Here is a 15,380-nt window from a genome sequence, read left to right as displayed (position 1 = left end):
CCTAATGGCAGTATGGCCGGGATGCACCAGGGAATTGGTCTCTGTTTCCCGTTGGTTTTGTACGTGTCAGACAGGACCTGTATCTTCGGCCCGAATTGGAAGGCGGGGTGGCGTAATCGACAGGTGCCGTTCAACCATCTTCAGCGCAAGTGTCAGGCCGTAGATCATCAACAGATAAATCAGTCCGGCTGCGAGCAAAACTTCCAACGGTTTGTAAGTTCGTGCGATAATAATGTTTGCACTTCCCGTCAGCTCGGCAAGCGTGATGGCGGATGCCAGCGCAGACCCCTTGATCAGGAAGATGATCTCGTTTCCATAGGCAGGCAGACACATCCGGCAGGCCCTTGGCAGGACAATACGCCAGATGACCTGTCGACGCGTCATCCCCACGGCGTGGGCTGCCTCAACCTCGCCAGCTGGCACGGCAACGATACTTCCACGCAGTATTTCCGCAGAGTAAGCCGCCGTATTCAGGGTGAAGGCGATCAGGGCGCACCAGTATGAATCCCGCAACAGGGGCCACAACAGACTGTCACGAACAGCTTCAAACTGGCTGAGCCCGTAGTAGATCAGGAAGATCTGGATCAGCAACGGAGTCCCGCGGAAGAAAAAGATGTAGGACCACGGAAGAGCCTGTATCCACCAAGGCCCCCCGATGCTGCGCAACACACCCACCGGCACGGCAATGAAAAAGCCGATGATGACTGAAAGTGTCACCAGCTCTGCTGTCAGAACCGCGCCGTCAAGCAGGTGCGGCAGGCTTGAGATCATCAGGTCAAGGCTGAAGTCCATGGTCGTAAAACCTCAGGCAGGGCGGCGGATGCCGTGGTATGTCCTTTTTTCGAGGACATGGAGTACGGCGGTTGTAACCGCTGTCAGCAGCAGGTACAGGGCAGCGGCTGCAGAAAACATGGTAAAGGAATCCCGTGTTGCGGTACGGGCCATGTCGGCCTTGTACATAAGGTCGTGCACACCGATGACAGAGACCAGGGCGCTGTCCTTCAGCAGAACGAGGAACAGGTTCCCCAGTCCGGGAAGGGCCAGCCTCCAGACCTGGGGCAGGATAATGCGACGGAATACAAGAAAGCGCCCCAATCCTATAGCCGTACCGGCTTCGATCTGCCCCTTGGGGATTGATTGGAGGGCACCACGGAAAACTTCGGTGGCATAGGCGCCAAAGGTTGTGGCCAGTGCCAGGCATCCGGCCGCAAAAGGTTTCAGTTCCAGGGGCCACCCCGGAATCAGGCCCAGCAGCCACGAACCACCATAGTAGACCAGAAGGACGACCAGCAGTTCCGGTAATCCGCGCAGAACGATTGTATAGAGCTCAGCCAGTCCCCGCAGGGGCGCAGGGCCATAGACCTTGGCCGTTCCGCCGGCCATGCCCAACACAATACCAATGCACACAGAAACCACAGAGACCTGCACGGTCACGAGAAGACCTTCCAGGAGTTGTAGGCCAAAGCCGTATAGCAAGATACAATCCTCTACGGTTGGCGGCCTTTGCTTCTGTCACAAAGCGGCAGGCCACCGTGGTGGGTATCAGTAGATGTCAAACGGGAAGTAACGCGCGTTGATCTTTGCGTAGGTTCCATTCTCGCGAATGGTCTTGAGGGCGCTGTTCAGGCGTTCACGCAGGGCATCCCCCTTGCGCACGGCAATGCCGACCTTGTCACCATCGTAAAGGACCGGACCCTTGAACTCGAATTTTTCCCCCATTTTCGACTGCAGCCAGTCATAGGTGACATAAACATCGGCGATGATGCCATCCAAGCGTCCGGATGCCATATCGGAAAAGACTTCTTCCTGGCCGGCATAGAGCTTCAGGTCCACGCCCTTGTAGTTCTGTTCAAACCAGATTGCCGCAAATGTCGCGCGTTGGGCACCAATAGTCTTCCCCCGCAGGCCTGCCCTGGAGATATCCAGCGGCTTGCTCTTCGGACCACTGAACTGTAGCTTGTTCGAGTAGTAAGGGCTTGTGAAATCAACTGCTTTCTTGCGTTCTTCAGTAATCGACATTGAGGCAATGACTGCATCGTACTTTCGTGCCATAAGGCCGGGGATAATGCCATCCCAGTTCTGGGTGACAATTTCACACTCCGCCTTCATGGTTTTGCACAGGGCCTTGGCAATATCGACATCAAAGCCGACCAACTCTCCCTTGCCGTTGACGCTGCTGAACGGGGGGTAGGTTCCCTCGGTTACAATGCGGATCTTTTCGGCAGCAACAGCGCCGGATGCAGACGCAAAAGCAAGAACCGCCGCCATGATACAGCTGACAATTTTTTCCACGAGAGCACCCTCCTTGCGTTTTCGGGGTTATGATTGACTGTTTTTATTATGCCGCTCAGGACAGGTGGCTGGAAAGGAACTGACGCAGCCGGGGTGATGATGGGTTGGTCATGACCTGAGATGGATGTCCCTCTTCTTCTATCCGCCCCTGGTGCAGGAAGACAACCCGGTTCGAAACATCACGGGCAAAGCTCATTTCGTGTGTGACAACCAGCATTGTCCGGCCTTCCTCGGCCAGTCCACGCATGACACCAAGCACCTCTGCCACCAGCTCGGGGTCCAGGGCACTGGTTGGTTCGTCGAACAGGATAACCTGCGGATCCATCGCCATGGCCCTGGCTATGGCCGCCCGTTGCTGCTGCCCACCGGAAAGATGGGACGGGTGTACGTGACGCTTGTCTGCAATACCCACCTTGGCCAGAAGAGCTTCAGCCTTTTCATTTGCCTCTCGCCGGGAGAGGCCGAGAACCTGGACAGGGCCTTCGGACACATTCTCCAGAATGGTCATGTGTGGCCACAGGTTGAAGTTCTGGAAGACAAAGCCCAAGCGGCGTCGCAGTGCGGTCACCTGTCGTTCGCTGGCAACAGCCATGCCCCCGTTACGGTCGGGGCGCATGCGGATTTCTTCTTCCCCAATGCGGATCGTACCTGAATCCGGCACTTCCAGCAGGTTCAGGCATCGCAGGAACGTGCTTTTTCCCGACCCCGAGGAGCCAATGACAGAGATGACATCGCCTTCAAGAGCTGTAAGGGAAACGCCCTTCAGGACCTCCAGTCCATGGTAGCTCTTGTGGATATTGTCGGCAACCAGGGCAACAGCCCTGTTGTCACCGGGGATCGCTTCACTTTGCACCGTATCCTCGACAGCGGGAGCCGGAGCGCAATGGTCTTGCTTGTGCCCCGGAATTGCAGAAGAGGGCTTGTTCTGTGCCAGTTTGCAGATCTTGTCAAGAATGTTTGTTTTCATTTGATTCGCAAAGTCCTTGAATTGCGGCTTGTTTTATTCACATTGATCCGCCTTTCAGGCTTCATTGCATAGTTTATCGTGTTGCTTCTCTCTCCATGATGCTCATTATATCGCATCCTTCTACATGTATTTATCTTTCAGTCATCATTCTGGGATGTTCTTGTCGTCTTTGTGCATCATATTTGTAGTTATATCCGTCATAATGACGAAAATTTACATCATTATGTTAATTCATGTCCGTTCGCTCCTCTGTGATCCTTGTTGCCTGGAAGTACGGCAGTCCTGTACGTTTCCCACGGATTTAAGGGTGTGGTCGGGTGCCTGGGCATGAAAAACATAAATTTGACGTCTGACAATGTTGATGGCTGTTCGCCGGAGATCCTGCATGCCTTGACGGTGGCATCGGTTGGCAGTGCAGCTGGCTATGGCGCTGATGACTGGACAGCCCGGGCCCAGGATTCCTTCCGGGAAGTGTTCGAGAAGCCTGATCTGGTCATGTGGCCGGTTATAACGGGAACCGCTGCCAACAGCTTGTCCCTGTCTGCCCTGTGTCCGCCCTGGGGCAGTATTATCTGTCAGCAGGACAGCCATGTAATGGGTGATGAGGCTGCTGCGCCGACGGTTTTGGGTGGTGGGGTCCAGTTGATTCCCGTTCCGGGAGAGCAGGCTAAACTGTCACCCGAAGGCGTGGAGGTGGCCTTTTCCCGTTCCTCTTCCCATGGAATTCATCGTGCCAGGGCTGCGGCTGTGACCCTGACGCAGGCTACCGAACTTGGAACGGTTTACAGCCTTGATGAGATCGAGGCTGTATGCTCCGTTGCCCGGTGCTTGGGAATGGCTGTGCACATGGACGGTGCACGTTTTGCCAATGCCGTTATGGCGACGGGTGTTTCTCCGGCGGATATGACTTGGAGGGCCGGGGTGGACGCCTTGTCATTCGGGGCAACCAAGAACGGGGCATGGGCGGCAGAGGCTGTTTTGTTCTTTGATCCCCGGCATGCGGACACCTTCGGGCATCTTCTGAAGCGGACCGGCCACCTTCTCAGCAAGAGCCGTTTTGTGAGTGCCCAGCTGGAAGCGATGCTGGATGATGGCCTTTGGCTACGCAATGCATACAATGCCAACGCCATGGCCGCGCGCCTTGCTGCTGGTCTTGGTGATCTCCCGGGTGTGGAACTTGTCATGCCGGTTCAGGTTAACGAGGTCTTTGTGCGCCTGGCTCCGGGCATGGCCGATGCGCTCTCGGCCTCCGGTATTGGTTTCTGCCCATGGTCGGACCTTGGGCCTGATGTTGTCCGTATGGTTTGTTCCTTTGCCACCAGCGTCGAGGATGTAGACAGTGTCTTGGAAATGGTGCAGACCCTTTCCGGGTCTCTGTCCGGTGTTGGTTGACTCCGTCTTTACAGCGTCTCCACGTCGTCCTAGAACTGGCCATTCAGGATTATGAACGTCCGCTGCGCCCCAGTCTGAAGAAGTACCCCCATGAAGACAACCAATGATATCCGTGCCACTTTTCTTGACTATTTTGGTCGTCATGGCCACCAGATCGTTGAGTCAAGCCCCCTGGTGCCCCGTAATGATCCGACGCTGATGTTCACCAATGCGGGGATGGTGCAGTTCAAGAATGTCTTTACCGGTCAGGAAACGCGCCCATGGACGCGGGCGGCCAGTTCGCAGAAGTGTGTTCGGGCAGGGGGAAAGCACAACGATCTCGACAATGTGGGGTATACAGCCCGTCATCACACCTTCTTTGAAATGCTGGGAAATTTCTCTTTCGGTGATTATTTCAAGGAAGAGGCCATCCATCATGCCTGGACGCTGGTGACCCGTGAGTTTGGTCTGCCTGCTGACCGGCTTCTGGTGACGGTGCACACTTCGGACGAGGACGCCGCCGGTTTGTGGCGTCGCATATCAGGTCTGCCGGACAGCCGTATCATTCGCATTCCAACGATGGATAATTTCTGGATGATGGGGGAGACGGGTCCGTGTGGTCCGTGTTCGGAAATCTTCTTTGACCATGGTCCGGGTATTGCCGGTGGTCCTCCTGGCAGCGCTGATCAGGATGGCGACCGTTTTATCGAAATCTGGAACCTGGTTTTCATGCAATTTGAACAGGTTGATGCCGAAACCCGGATCAATCTGCCCCGACCGTCCATTGATACGGGGATGGGTCTGGAACGCTTTGCCGCCATTCTTCAGGGCAAGCACGATAATTACGATATTGATCTGATGCGTGGCCTGATCGAAGCCGTGGCCGATGTTGCCAATACGGATCCGGATGGTCCGCACAAGGTAAGTCACCGTGTGATCGCCGATCACCTGCGTGCGGCATGCTTCCTGATTGCCGATGGTGTTCTGCCGTCCAACGAGGGGCGGGGTTATGTCCTGCGCCGGATTATGCGCCGGGCCATGCGTCATGCCCATATCATGGGATGCCGGGAACCGGTCATGTACCGTCTTGTGCCCGCCTTGCTGCGGGCCATGGGCCTGGCATTCCATGAGCTGGAGCGTGCCCATGCCCTGATTGTCGAGACCCTGCGTCTGGAAGAAACCCGTTTCCGCCAGATGCTGGAGCGTGGCCTGCGTCTGCTGGATGCGGAGAAAGAGCGTCTGCCCTCTGGTGGGACCTTGCCCGGTGGTGTTGCCTTTACCCTGTACGATACTTATGGCTTCCCGCTGGACCTGACCCAGGACGCCCTGCGTGGCGAGGGGTATACCGTTGATCTGGACGGCTTCCATACAGCCATGGACCAAGCGCGTGAGAAGGCGCGCAAGTCCTGGGCTGGTTCGGGTGAGGCGGCAACCGATGCTGTCTGGTTCGAACTGCGTGAGAGCGTCGGGGCAACCGAGTTTCTGGGGTATGCCACCGATGAGGCCGAGGGCAAGATCCTGGCCCTGCTTGTCGATGGCAAGCGTGTGGACCGTGCCGAAGCGGGGCAAACCGTTTCTGTTGTGGTGAATCAAAGCCCGTTTTACGGCGAATCCGGTGGCCAGGTCGGTGACCGTGGGGTCATTGCTCTTGTCGAGGGTACGGGGCGCGTATCCGTAACTGATACCCAGAAGAAGCTGGGTGATCTGATTGTACATACCGGCGTTGTGGACGAAGGAGCGCTTGCGGTTGGTGGTGCCGTATTCCTGAAAGTGGATACGGAAACCCGCCTGGCCATCCGGGCCAATCATTCGGCCACGCACCTGCTGCACACAGCCTTGCGCCGGCGGCTTGGGGAACATGTTACCCAGAAGGGGTCTTTGGTTGATGCTGATCGTCTGCGCTTTGACATTGCGCATCCCCGTGCGGTGACCGCTGCGGAGATTGCCGTTGTCGAGGCTGATGTCAACGCGGCAATCCGGGCCAATGTCGAGGTTGTCACCCGTCTGATGGATCCTGATTCCGCTATCAAGGCTGGTGCTATGGCCTTGTTTGGTGAGAAGTACGGTGATGAGGTGCGTGTTGTCAGTATGGGGGATGTGTCAACGGAGCTGTGCGGCGGCACGCATGTTAACCGTACCGGCGATATTGGTTTGTTGCGGATCGTGTCCGAAAGTGCGGTTGGTGCCGGTGTGCGCCGGATCGAGGCGGTCACCGGTCGGGGGGCTCTGGACTGGATTTCTGTCCGCGAGGGGCTGTTGTCCAAGGCTGCTGAGGCGCTGAAGGCTGCTCCCGCAGAGGTTCCGGATCGTGTTGCCGCGCTGGTAGAGGAACGTCGCCGGCTTGAACGTGAGCTGGAAGACCTGCGTCGGAAGGCTGCTCTTGGGGGTGGAGCAGGTGGGCAAGGGGTTGAGCCAGTGACGGTTGATGGTATCTCTTTCGTGTCACGGCTGTTGGATGATGTGCCTGGCAAGGACCTCAAGGGGATTGCCGATGACCTTATGCGCCAGATTGGATCGGGAGTTGTTGCCTTGGCTTCGTCCTTTGAAGGAAAGGCGAGTCTGGTTGTGGCTGTCTCCCCCGATCTGGCCAGTCGTTTCAATGCCGTAGATCTGGTTCGGGCTGGTTCGTCTGTTGTTGGCGGCAAGGGAGGCGGTGGTCGTCCCGACATGGCCCAGGCCGGGGGACCGGATGGTGCTGCTTCCGGGGCAGCGCTGGACGCGATCCGGTCCAGCCTTGCTGGCTGAGAAGGCGAGAAAATGGCACCTGAAAGCAGGGCAATCTGCCCCTCTGCTGCGCAGCACAATTCCGGTCTTGACTTTTAGGGTAAGAGGGGGCACTTTTGTCTCATGCTGCGGTGCAGTGTGAACTGTCTTCCTCTATAAGGCTTGGTCCTGATTTGTTCTGGGCTATGCCTGCGAATGCCCCCGGGAGGGTCCGATGTTCAGGTCATTTGATGACGTTGTAAGTTTCAACAAGGCCAACGTTGATGCTTTTGTCCAATCCGGGAACCGTCTGGCCGCCGGAGTGGAGGAGATTGCCAAGGAAGTTTTCGGTTATACCGGAAAGACACTTGAGGTTGCTGTCCAAGGTAGCAAGGCCTTGGCTTCCTGCAAGAATCCGGATGATATGGCGCGCGTGCAGCAGCAGTTGGCGCGGGAGAGCTGGGACAAGGCTGTGGCCCAGTCTTCGAAGTTGTCCGAGATGGGTGCCATTGTGGCCCGTTCGGCGCTTGAGCCAATCCAGGCGCGTTACAAGAATGCGGTTGAGACCATGGTCTGAACGCATTATCCCTGAGTTCTTTCCTTGATGCCCGGCCGGGGTTTCTCCGGCCGGCTTTTTGTTTTTCAGCCTACATTGTTTTCTGTTGGACATGCTCTGTGTTGTCCCTATGGAATCGGTAGTTCCCTTCTGGTGCAATAAGATGCTTGAGCCTTTGGCCGGGAGCGTCTAGGGTGGGGTCCATTTCTCCGGGGACGTGGTGAAATGGTAAACACTGACGACTTAAAATCGTCCGACCTATGGTCTTGCGGGTTCAAGTCCCGCCGTCCCCACCATTGTCTTTCTATGTGATAATAAAGGATAATGTAGGCCGCTGAAGAGGCGCAAAGATTACTTTTGATGGGGAATAGAAGAGTTGTAAATTCTTTTGGTTGAAATTTCGGTGTATTCAGGACACGTTTATCTTTGGTTGTTTATGCATAGTCGAAAAGTTGTATTGGCTCAGGTATGGCAGGAGTGTCGGGAGAGTCCGGCAGGGGACAGGCAATTATGGCAGGTCAGGCACCCGCTTTCCATCGCGCGTCGGATCCGGCCCATCTTGTGTCCGGACAGCGCCATCTTGTCGAATTGTTCCTGTCTTCTTTCTTTATCAATGTAGTTGCCTTGGCATTGCCGCTGTCAATGCTGCAGATCTATGATCGCATTTTGCCTAATCATAATATGGCAACCCTTGATCTTCTGGCATTGGGTGTTATCAGCGCCTTGATCCTGGAAATGCTCTTGCGCACCTTGAGAGAGGGATTGGCCGGTCTTGTGTCGGCCCGCTTTGAACATCGTGGCCATTATGAAAGTTTGCGCAGGCTCTTGTCCCTGCCCATGTCTCGCTTCGAGAAAGACGGGGGGGGGACTCATCTGGAGCGTCTGTCATCAGTGGACAAGCTGCGTGACTTCCATGGTGGACGGATGCTGTTGGCCTTGGCTGACTTGCCTTTTATAGGGATATTTTTGTTTGTTATTCTCTTCCTGGGCGGGTGGCTTGTTTTCGTGCCCATCCTGATGACGGCTGTGTTTGTCATGGTGTCCCTGCACCAGGGGGACAAGCTGCGTTCTGCCACCGAAGAAACGGGTGAGCAGTATGAGCGTCGCTTCAATTTCATGTTGGAGACTCTGTCAGGCATCCAGACGGTCAAGGCTCTCTCTGCCGAGGCGCAGATGCTCAGGCGTTTTGAACGTCTCCTGGAGAATGCCATAAGTGGGCGCCACATCCTGGCTATTCGTCAGGGAGCCGTCCAGATGCTGGGGGCTATCTTTACCCAGGCTTTGACAGTCGGGACGGTTGCCTTTGGAGCCATGCTGGTTGTGGACCATCAGATGACAGTCGGGAGTCTGGGGGCCTGCACTATGCTGGCCGGGCGCATTGCCCCCCCTGTGCAGGCGGCTTTGTCTGTTTGGCTCCGCCGTCAAAGCAATACGATGGCAGAGCAGAGGGTTGCCGAAACGTTTGCCATTGCCTTGGATGAGGACAAAGATCCCTTGGTCATCGACAAGGGGGTTCTGACACTGGACAACGTCTGTTATGGGCGGAGGCCTGATGGATCATGGCTTCTTGATTCTGTGTCCCTTACTTTGCGTCCGGGGGATTCCATCAGCATTCGTGGTGCTAATGGCAGCGGAAAGTCCCTGTTGCTATGGTTGATGACAGGTCATCTTGTTCCCGAGCAGGGGCGTGTTCTGGTTGATGGGCAGGATCTTGCCAATGTGCGTCGGGATGATCTGTGGCAGGCGACCGGTTTTCTTGGCGAGCATGGCGAACTTGTTGCCGGTACTTTTCTGGAAAATCTGACGCTTTTTGATCACGAAAGGGAGCGTACAGCCCTTGCTGTGGCTGAAGAGCTTGGCTTGAATGAATTTGCTGCGTCCTTGGCCCAGGGGTTTGATGCTCCGCTGGGTGGTCGTATCGGCAGTGCCTTGCCCCGCGGGGTTATCCAGAGAATATCGATTGCAAGGATATTGGCTCTCGATCCTGCTGTTATTCTTTTCGATGATGCGAATACGCTTCTGGATGGAGCTTCGGACCAGCTGCTGATGCAGGCCATGCAGCGTCGGATGAAGGATCGCGCTTTTGTCATTGTGAGTCACAGGCCATCGACATTGAAAATAGCCCAGCGTCATTATGAACTGGTTGCTGGTCGTCTGGTTCCATTACCGGGCCCAGATGGTGTGGTCCGCGCGGTTCCTCCGGAACAGGGGGCGTGAGCGTGGTCATATCCGATGGTGATGTTGTCGATGGCTACAGCATGAACAAGGGGATAGGAGTCAGGGTGTCGCCAGAAGAGACTGGCCCTGATGCTACAGGTGCGGGGCCGGTACGCTACCGTTCCCGTCCGCTGGAGCTTCCCGACGAGTCATTGCTGACCCGCAATGACCTGGGGCTTTGTCTGCCTGTTCTTCTACGTGCGTTGGGTTGGGACGGGGATACTCGCCACTTGATTGAGTCCCTGCCTTACTTCGGAGGTCCCCTGGACTTGACCGGTCTGCGCCGGACCATGGTTGATCTCGGTTTCTCCAGTGTTCTGAGGGTCGGGGTTGTTTCATCCATCCCGGACCGGGAACTGCCCTGTCTTTTTCTCCCTGACGATGCGGATGCCTGTGTTGTTCTGTCCCGGGAACACGATGGCTTGCATGTTTTCATGCCCGGTTATGGTGTTCAGGTTATTGATGACGTGAACCCTGGCGTTGCCCTTGTCTTCCAGGCGATTGAAGATCCTGATGCCCGGGCTTCTTCCTTGCGGGAAGGGTCGTGGCTGGGTGGCATCCTGATGCGGTTTCGTCCCCATCTGTGGATTGCCCTTGCCCTGACAGCTGTTATCACGTTGCTGGCGATTACATCCCCGCTGTATGTGATGGCGATCTATGATAGGTACATATCATCTGGGTCGCTTTCTACCTTGGGGTCTCTTGTCCTGGTCATGATTGTTGCCCTGACAGGTGAGCTTGGTGCCCGATCCTTGCGTACAAGGTTGCTGGCTCGAGTCGGCGCGCGAATCGATATTCTGGTCGGGCGGGCTGTTTTCGAGCGCCTTTTATATCTTCCGCCAAGTGTTACAGAAGGGGCCAGCGTTGGTGCACAAGTGTCCAGGGTCAAGGACTTCGACACGGTACGTGAGTTTTTGACCGGGCAGAGCGCCCAGTCTGTCCTTGACGTACCCTTCTCGGTTCTGGTAATCGCCAGCATGTACATTCTGGCTGGCTGGCTTGGGCTGGTCCCGACAATTGGTGCTCTTGTACTTGTTGCTATGGGTTTTCTGGCCAGAGAGCCCTTGCGCCGTCAGGTAGCCGAAGCTGCGCGGGCGACCTCAAACAGGCAGGAGCTTGCTATTGAGGCGGTGCGCCTTCACCGGCTGTTGCGTACGACGGGTGCGTTCTCTGTATGGTTGAACCGTTATCGCATTCGCTCTGCGCGGGCAGCGCAGGCTAATTTCGGGACCAACCAGACGGTTGCTTTCTTGGCTGTTGCCGCCCAGGGCGTTGTCATGTTGTGTGGCGTTGCCACGTTGTGGTTTGGCGCTGTGGCTGTCCTTGCCGGTGTGATGTCCACGGGTGGGCTTATTGCCTCGATGATCCTGTTGTGGCGCGCCTTGGCGCCGTTCCAGGCCGGGTTTATGGTGCTGGCTCGTTCCGAGCAGGTGCATTCCAGTATCCGCCAGATCGACCGGCTGATGGAGATGATACCCGAGCGTCCGCCTCATGCCTTGGTTCGGCCAGTGCGTGAACTGGGTGGTAGCATACAGGTCAGTCGCTTCAGTCTGCGTTACAGCCAGGATAGTGAACCGGCCCTGCTTGGTGTCAGCTTTGAAGTGAAGCCTGGTGAGGTGGTCGCCGTTGTTGGTCGGAATGGTGCTGGCAAGTCGACCCTGATCAAGGCGTTGGCCGGTGTTCTCAAAGGCCAGACCGGCATGGTCAAAGTTGATGGTATGGATATCCGTCGCTTTGATCCGCTGGAGTACAGAAGGGTTATTGCCTGGTGCCCGGAAGAGCCGGAGATCTTTCGGGGTACGGTGATCCAGAATATCCAGCTGGCTGACCCGTCGGCGTCCTTGGCTGATATTCAGGAGGTAGCCGGTCTGGTTGGTTTGGCTGATGACCTGAGGGAGCTGCCCGATGGTCTGGAAACGCGGTTTGGTGACCAGAAAGTTGCCTCTCCCAGTGTGCGGACCCGCATAGCCCTTGCCAGGGTTCTGATGCGCAAGGATGCGCCGATCGTTCTTCTGGATGAACCGGCAGGTGGGTTGGATGCTGCCGGTGACGAGGCTTTGATGAACGTGATCCGCCGCTTGCAGGGCAGGGTTACGGTTGTTGTGGTGACGCATCGTCCCAGCCATGTCCGGCTTGCAGACAAGCTTCTGGAGCTGCGTGATGGTCAGGTTGTGCGTTTTGTGGATGTTGAATCGCTGACGCCCTCCCGGCCGGCTCCCCCCGTGGAGCAGGCAGAAAAGAGTGATGGAAAAGGACAGAAGCCTGACAATGGCCCCTGACAAGGTAGTGCAAACAGCAATAGCGCATCCGGTTGTTGAGCGTGGCCGCCGTCGGCAGCGTCCTCAGGCCCATGTCGTGCACTTGGAAGAAGATATCAGCGACCATCGTCGCGGGCTTCTGTTTATCGTTGCTGCTATTGTTTTTGCATTTACCGTTTGGGCTTCTACACAGCCGGTTGCCGAGACGGCGGTGACGTCCGGTCAGGTTGTGCCTGTTGATCCTGTACTGAAGATCCAGCACTTCGAGGGCGGTATTGTCCGTGAGGTTCTGGTGCAGGAAGGCGATCACGTATCCATGGGCCAGCTGTTGTTGCGTCTTGATCCAGCTGCCTTTGAGGCAGAGCAAGGTCAGTTGCTGACGCGTCGTGCCTTTCTGGAGTTCCAGCTCGGGCGGTTGCGTGCCTTTGCAGCGGGAGAGGATGTGGACTTGTCATCTTTGTCCGGGGGCAACTTTGCTTCTATCGGGGAAGATCAGCAGGCCATTCTTGCGGCGCAGATTCGTTCCCTGAAGGACAGAAGATCTGTTCTGCAAAGCCGGCTGGGGCAGCGCAAAGCGGAAGAGGCAGGCCTGGTTCAGCAGCTTCAGTCCAGCGCCAAGGAAGTTTCGGCCCTCTCGCAGGAACGGGATGTTTATCGTCGTCTTTTCCAGCAGGGGATTGGCTCCAAGATCAGCATGTTGCGTGCGGAGCGGGAGCTTGCCGGCCGGCAGGCAGAGCAGTCCCGGATGCAGGGGCAGCTGGAAAGTGTTCGCGGCAGTATCGCCGAAGTGACGCAGCAGTTGATGGAGCTTGAAAGCAGTGGCCATGAAGAGACGGTAAACCGCATTGGTGCCGTGGCTGCAGAGCTTGCAGAAGTTGAGGAAGCCTTGGGGCGTGCCCGTGACAAGGTGAATCGGCTGACGGTTACGGCTCCGTCTGATGGCGTGATCAAGGGGCTTGCTGTCAGGCATGCCGGCGAGGTGGTAACGCCCGGGCAATTATTGGCCGAAATTGTGCCCGGTGCGGGAGAGATGGTTGTCGAGTCCCGTATAGCAACAAAAGACATTGGCGCGGTTGAGGTTGGTCAGACCGTGCGGGTCAAGGTAACGGCTTTTGATTACGCTCGTTACGGAAGCATTGATGGAACCTTGGAATTAATATCGGCCACAACATTTTTTGATGAACAGGGACAACCTTATTACAAGGCTCGTATCCGTTTGTCCCAGAACTGGATCGGAAAGATCCACAACAGGCTCTTGCCTGGCATGGTTGTGCAGGCTGATATCTTGACCGGCGAAAAGACGCTGATTGAGTATCTCCTGAAACCAATCTACGTAGCGGCAACCCAAGCCTTCACAGAGCGCTGAGAAACACAGCTCTGTACGGGTTTCCAAAACACGTATACACATTAAGGCTTGCTGCAACCGTTGCACGGGGCAGCGGCCTTGGTATCAATCTGTTGTTTTGAAGAGGTTCGTATGACAGACAAGAACTCTACGGTGGTTCTGCCTGAAGAGGTAGAGAACGTTACTCCGGGTGTGTCTTCTGTGTCTGGGCAGGCTGACCTCTTTGATGCTGTTCTGTCTGGTGATGTTGCAGATCTCAGACCGCGTGTCGCGGGTGATGACGAAACGGATGATCCGTTGGATGCCATTGCGCGTGAAGCCAATGATGACAGCCAAGAACAGAATCGTTCGGAACGCAATCTGACGAGCCATGCAACGACCCATACCGGCAGCCGTCGCGATGCGGATGTGAACGGTTATATCTCTGATGACGAAGAAACGCTGGTTACCTCTTCAGGGTTGGAAGAGCGCCGGCAGGTCTCCGATATTCAGGAGACCGGGGGTGAAGTTGTCACGCAAGCGCAGTCTGGATCCGTATCTGTAGACCGTTCGGAAGTCTCGGTGGAGCGTCAGGAGCAACGCTCCGAGCTTGTGGAGACTGAGGGCGAAGATAACGAAGACGCTGATGGCACGGATGAATCTGTTTCTGTTGAAGATCAAGAAATAACCGCCTGGCGTGGTGACCGTCGGCGTCGGGATTCGGATGAGGAGTATACTCAGCCTGACGGCGAAGAGAGCGATGCGCTTGTTGAAGAGACTCTGGAGCCAGAGATCTTGGATGCCGTTGTCCTGCCGACTGAGGAGCAGCATGCGGATATTGTGCCTGTTTCGGATGGTCTTTCGGATTTGAAGGTTGAGCCGGTTCCGGTTGCGGAAACGGCAGCTGGTGCGGTTGTGCCGCTGAGCATTTCCTTTACGGAAAAGGACGGCAAGGAAGCGACGACGTTTGCGATCAGCCTGACGGATGCTCCGGCCGGGACGCAGGTCGGTTATCGTGACGGTAACGGCACCTTCGTTGCGGTGCCTGGCGGGACACTGGACGAGACGCAGGTCGGAACGGCTGCGGTGAAGGTTCCTGCGCATTGGAGCGGCGCTTTTAGGGCGACGGTCACGGCGACGTCGACAGATGCAGGTGCCCCATCGTCTGCCGTTCGTACCGCCGGTGTCGCGGTCAATGTGACGCCGGTTATTGATGTACCGGACCTGAGGGCTGGGTCCGATCCTGTGACAACGCAAGAGGACACGGTTGTTTCCCTTGGGATCCAGCCGGTTTCCCTTGTTGACACGTCCGAGACGCTTTCGGTGAGTGTGTCCGGTTTGCCCGCGGGTGCGGTCCTCGGGACGCTGGCCGGGGACGTGTTTACGCCGCTTGCGACATCCGGCGGTCCGGACACGAGCCATGCTGTTGCTGCCAGCAAGGTTGGCACGCTTGCGGTGCGCCCGCCGGAGAATTGGAGCGGCGCTTTCACGGCGAGGGTCAGGGCGACGGTTGTTGACACGCCGGAGGGCGGTGGCAATGCGGTCACGAAAACCGTTGATGTTCCTGTCGCGGTCAATGTGACGCCGGTTATTGATGTACCGGACCTGAGGGCTGGGTCCGATCCTGTGACAACGCAAGAGGACACGGTTGTTTCCCTTGGGATCCAGCCGGTTTCCCTTGTTGACACGTCC

The 15,380-nt window shown here is 56.5% G+C and carries 11 protein-coding genes and 1 tRNA gene; 8 read left to right on the top strand and 4 right to left on the bottom strand.

Annotation, left to right across the window (positions count from 1 at the left end):
• Window positions 1-66: 66 nt before the first annotated feature.
• The 4 genes from HEQ61_RS07225 to HEQ61_RS07210 all read right to left on the bottom strand — a co-directional run bounded on the left by HEQ61_RS07225 (window position 67) and on the right by HEQ61_RS07210 (window position 3,259).
• Window positions 67-792 carry an ABC transporter permease gene (locus tag HEQ61_RS07225; protein ID WP_168020594.1) on the bottom strand — a complete coding sequence of 242 codons (726 nt, stop codon included), beginning with the start codon at window positions 790-792 and terminating at the stop codon, window positions 67-69.
• A gap of 12 nt (window positions 793-804) precedes the next feature.
• The gene (locus HEQ61_RS07220) at window positions 805-1,476 is read right to left on the bottom strand and encodes an ABC transporter permease (protein WP_168020595.1); all 672 of its coding nucleotides are present in this window, start codon (window positions 1,474-1,476) and stop codon (window positions 805-807) included.
• A 66-nt stretch (window positions 1,477-1,542) separates the two neighbouring features.
• On the bottom strand, window positions 1,543-2,292 hold the full coding sequence (locus tag HEQ61_RS07215; RefSeq protein ID WP_322099217.1) for a transporter substrate-binding domain-containing protein: 750 nt from the start codon (window positions 2,290-2,292) through the stop codon (window positions 1,543-1,545).
• 55 nt (window positions 2,293-2,347) lie between these two features.
• Complete coding sequence (locus HEQ61_RS07210; RefSeq protein WP_168020596.1) at window positions 2,348-3,259, bottom strand: ABC transporter ATP-binding protein; 912 nt, start codon at window positions 3,257-3,259, stop codon at window positions 2,348-2,350.
• Between the two features lie 327 nt (window positions 3,260-3,586).
• Between HEQ61_RS07210 and HEQ61_RS07205 the strand changes: the two genes are divergently transcribed.
• The 8 genes from HEQ61_RS07205 to HEQ61_RS07170 all read left to right on the top strand — a co-directional run.
• On the top strand, window positions 3,587-4,651 hold the full coding sequence (locus HEQ61_RS07205) for a threonine aldolase family protein (RefSeq protein ID WP_168020597.1): 1,065 nt from the start codon (window positions 3,587-3,589) through the stop codon (window positions 4,649-4,651).
• A gap of 90 nt (window positions 4,652-4,741) precedes the next feature.
• Window positions 4,742-7,375 (top strand): alanine--tRNA ligase, encoded by a 2,634-nt coding sequence (gene alaS / locus HEQ61_RS07200; protein ID WP_168020598.1) that lies wholly within the window; start codon window positions 4,742-4,744, stop codon window positions 7,373-7,375.
• Window positions 7,376-7,568: 193 nt separating this feature from the next.
• Window positions 7,569-7,910, top strand: a complete 342-nt coding sequence (locus tag HEQ61_RS07195; protein WP_168020600.1) for a phasin family protein — start codon at window positions 7,569-7,571, stop codon at window positions 7,908-7,910.
• A gap of 190 nt (window positions 7,911-8,100) precedes the next feature.
• A tRNA-Leu gene (locus HEQ61_RS07190) sits at window positions 8,101-8,185 on the top strand.
• Window positions 8,186-8,399: 214 nt separating this feature from the next.
• On the top strand, window positions 8,400-10,106 hold the full coding sequence (locus tag HEQ61_RS07185; RefSeq protein ID WP_168020602.1) for a peptidase domain-containing ABC transporter: 1,707 nt from the start codon (window positions 8,400-8,402) through the stop codon (window positions 10,104-10,106).
• Window positions 10,103-12,385 carry a peptidase domain-containing ABC transporter gene (locus HEQ61_RS07180; protein ID WP_168020604.1) on the top strand — a complete coding sequence of 761 codons (2,283 nt, stop codon included), beginning with the start codon at window positions 10,103-10,105 and terminating at the stop codon, window positions 12,383-12,385. The genes HEQ61_RS07185 and HEQ61_RS07180 overlap by 4 nt, the downstream gene beginning before the upstream one ends.
• On the top strand, window positions 12,351-13,730 hold the full coding sequence (locus HEQ61_RS07175; protein WP_168020606.1) for an HlyD family type I secretion periplasmic adaptor subunit: 1,380 nt from the start codon (window positions 12,351-12,353) through the stop codon (window positions 13,728-13,730). Before HEQ61_RS07180 ends, HEQ61_RS07175 begins: the two co-directional genes overlap by 35 nt.
• A 111-nt stretch (window positions 13,731-13,841) precedes the next feature.
• Window positions 13,842-15,380 (top strand): hypothetical protein (locus HEQ61_RS07170; protein WP_168020608.1); only part of this gene is annotated, 1,539 nt, incomplete at its 3' end.

Origin of the sequence: Haematospirillum sp. H4485 (assembly GCF_012102745.1) — a bacterium.
Classification (GTDB): Bacteria; Pseudomonadota; Alphaproteobacteria; order Rhodospirillales; family Rhodospirillaceae; genus Haematospirillum.
This window is presented reverse-complemented; position numbering and strand designations above follow the sequence as displayed.

What these genes read in the sequence shown, in the direction of transcription:
- HEQ61_RS07225 (WP_168020594.1), bottom strand. Translation starts at nt 792, where the DNA reads ATGGACTTCAGCCTTGACCTGATGATCTCAAGCCTGCCGCACCTGCTT.
- HEQ61_RS07210 (WP_168020596.1), bottom strand. Translation starts at nt 3,259, where the DNA reads ATGAAAACAAACATTCTTGACAAGATCTGCAAACTGGCACAGAACAAG.
- HEQ61_RS07205 (WP_168020597.1), top strand. Translation starts at nt 3,587, where the DNA reads ATGAAAAACATAAATTTGACGTCTGACAATGTTGATGGCTGTTCGCCG.
- alaS (WP_168020598.1), top strand. Translation starts at nt 4,742, where the DNA reads ATGAAGACAACCAATGATATCCGTGCCACTTTTCTTGACTATTTTGGT.
- HEQ61_RS07195 (WP_168020600.1), top strand. Translation starts at nt 7,569, where the DNA reads ATGTTCAGGTCATTTGATGACGTTGTAAGTTTCAACAAGGCCAACGTT.
- HEQ61_RS07185 (WP_168020602.1), top strand. Translation starts at nt 8,400, where the DNA reads ATGGCAGGTCAGGCACCCGCTTTCCATCGCGCGTCGGATCCGGCCCAT.
- HEQ61_RS07175 (WP_168020606.1), top strand. Translation starts at nt 12,351, where the DNA reads ATGGAAAAGGACAGAAGCCTGACAATGGCCCCTGACAAGGTAGTGCAA.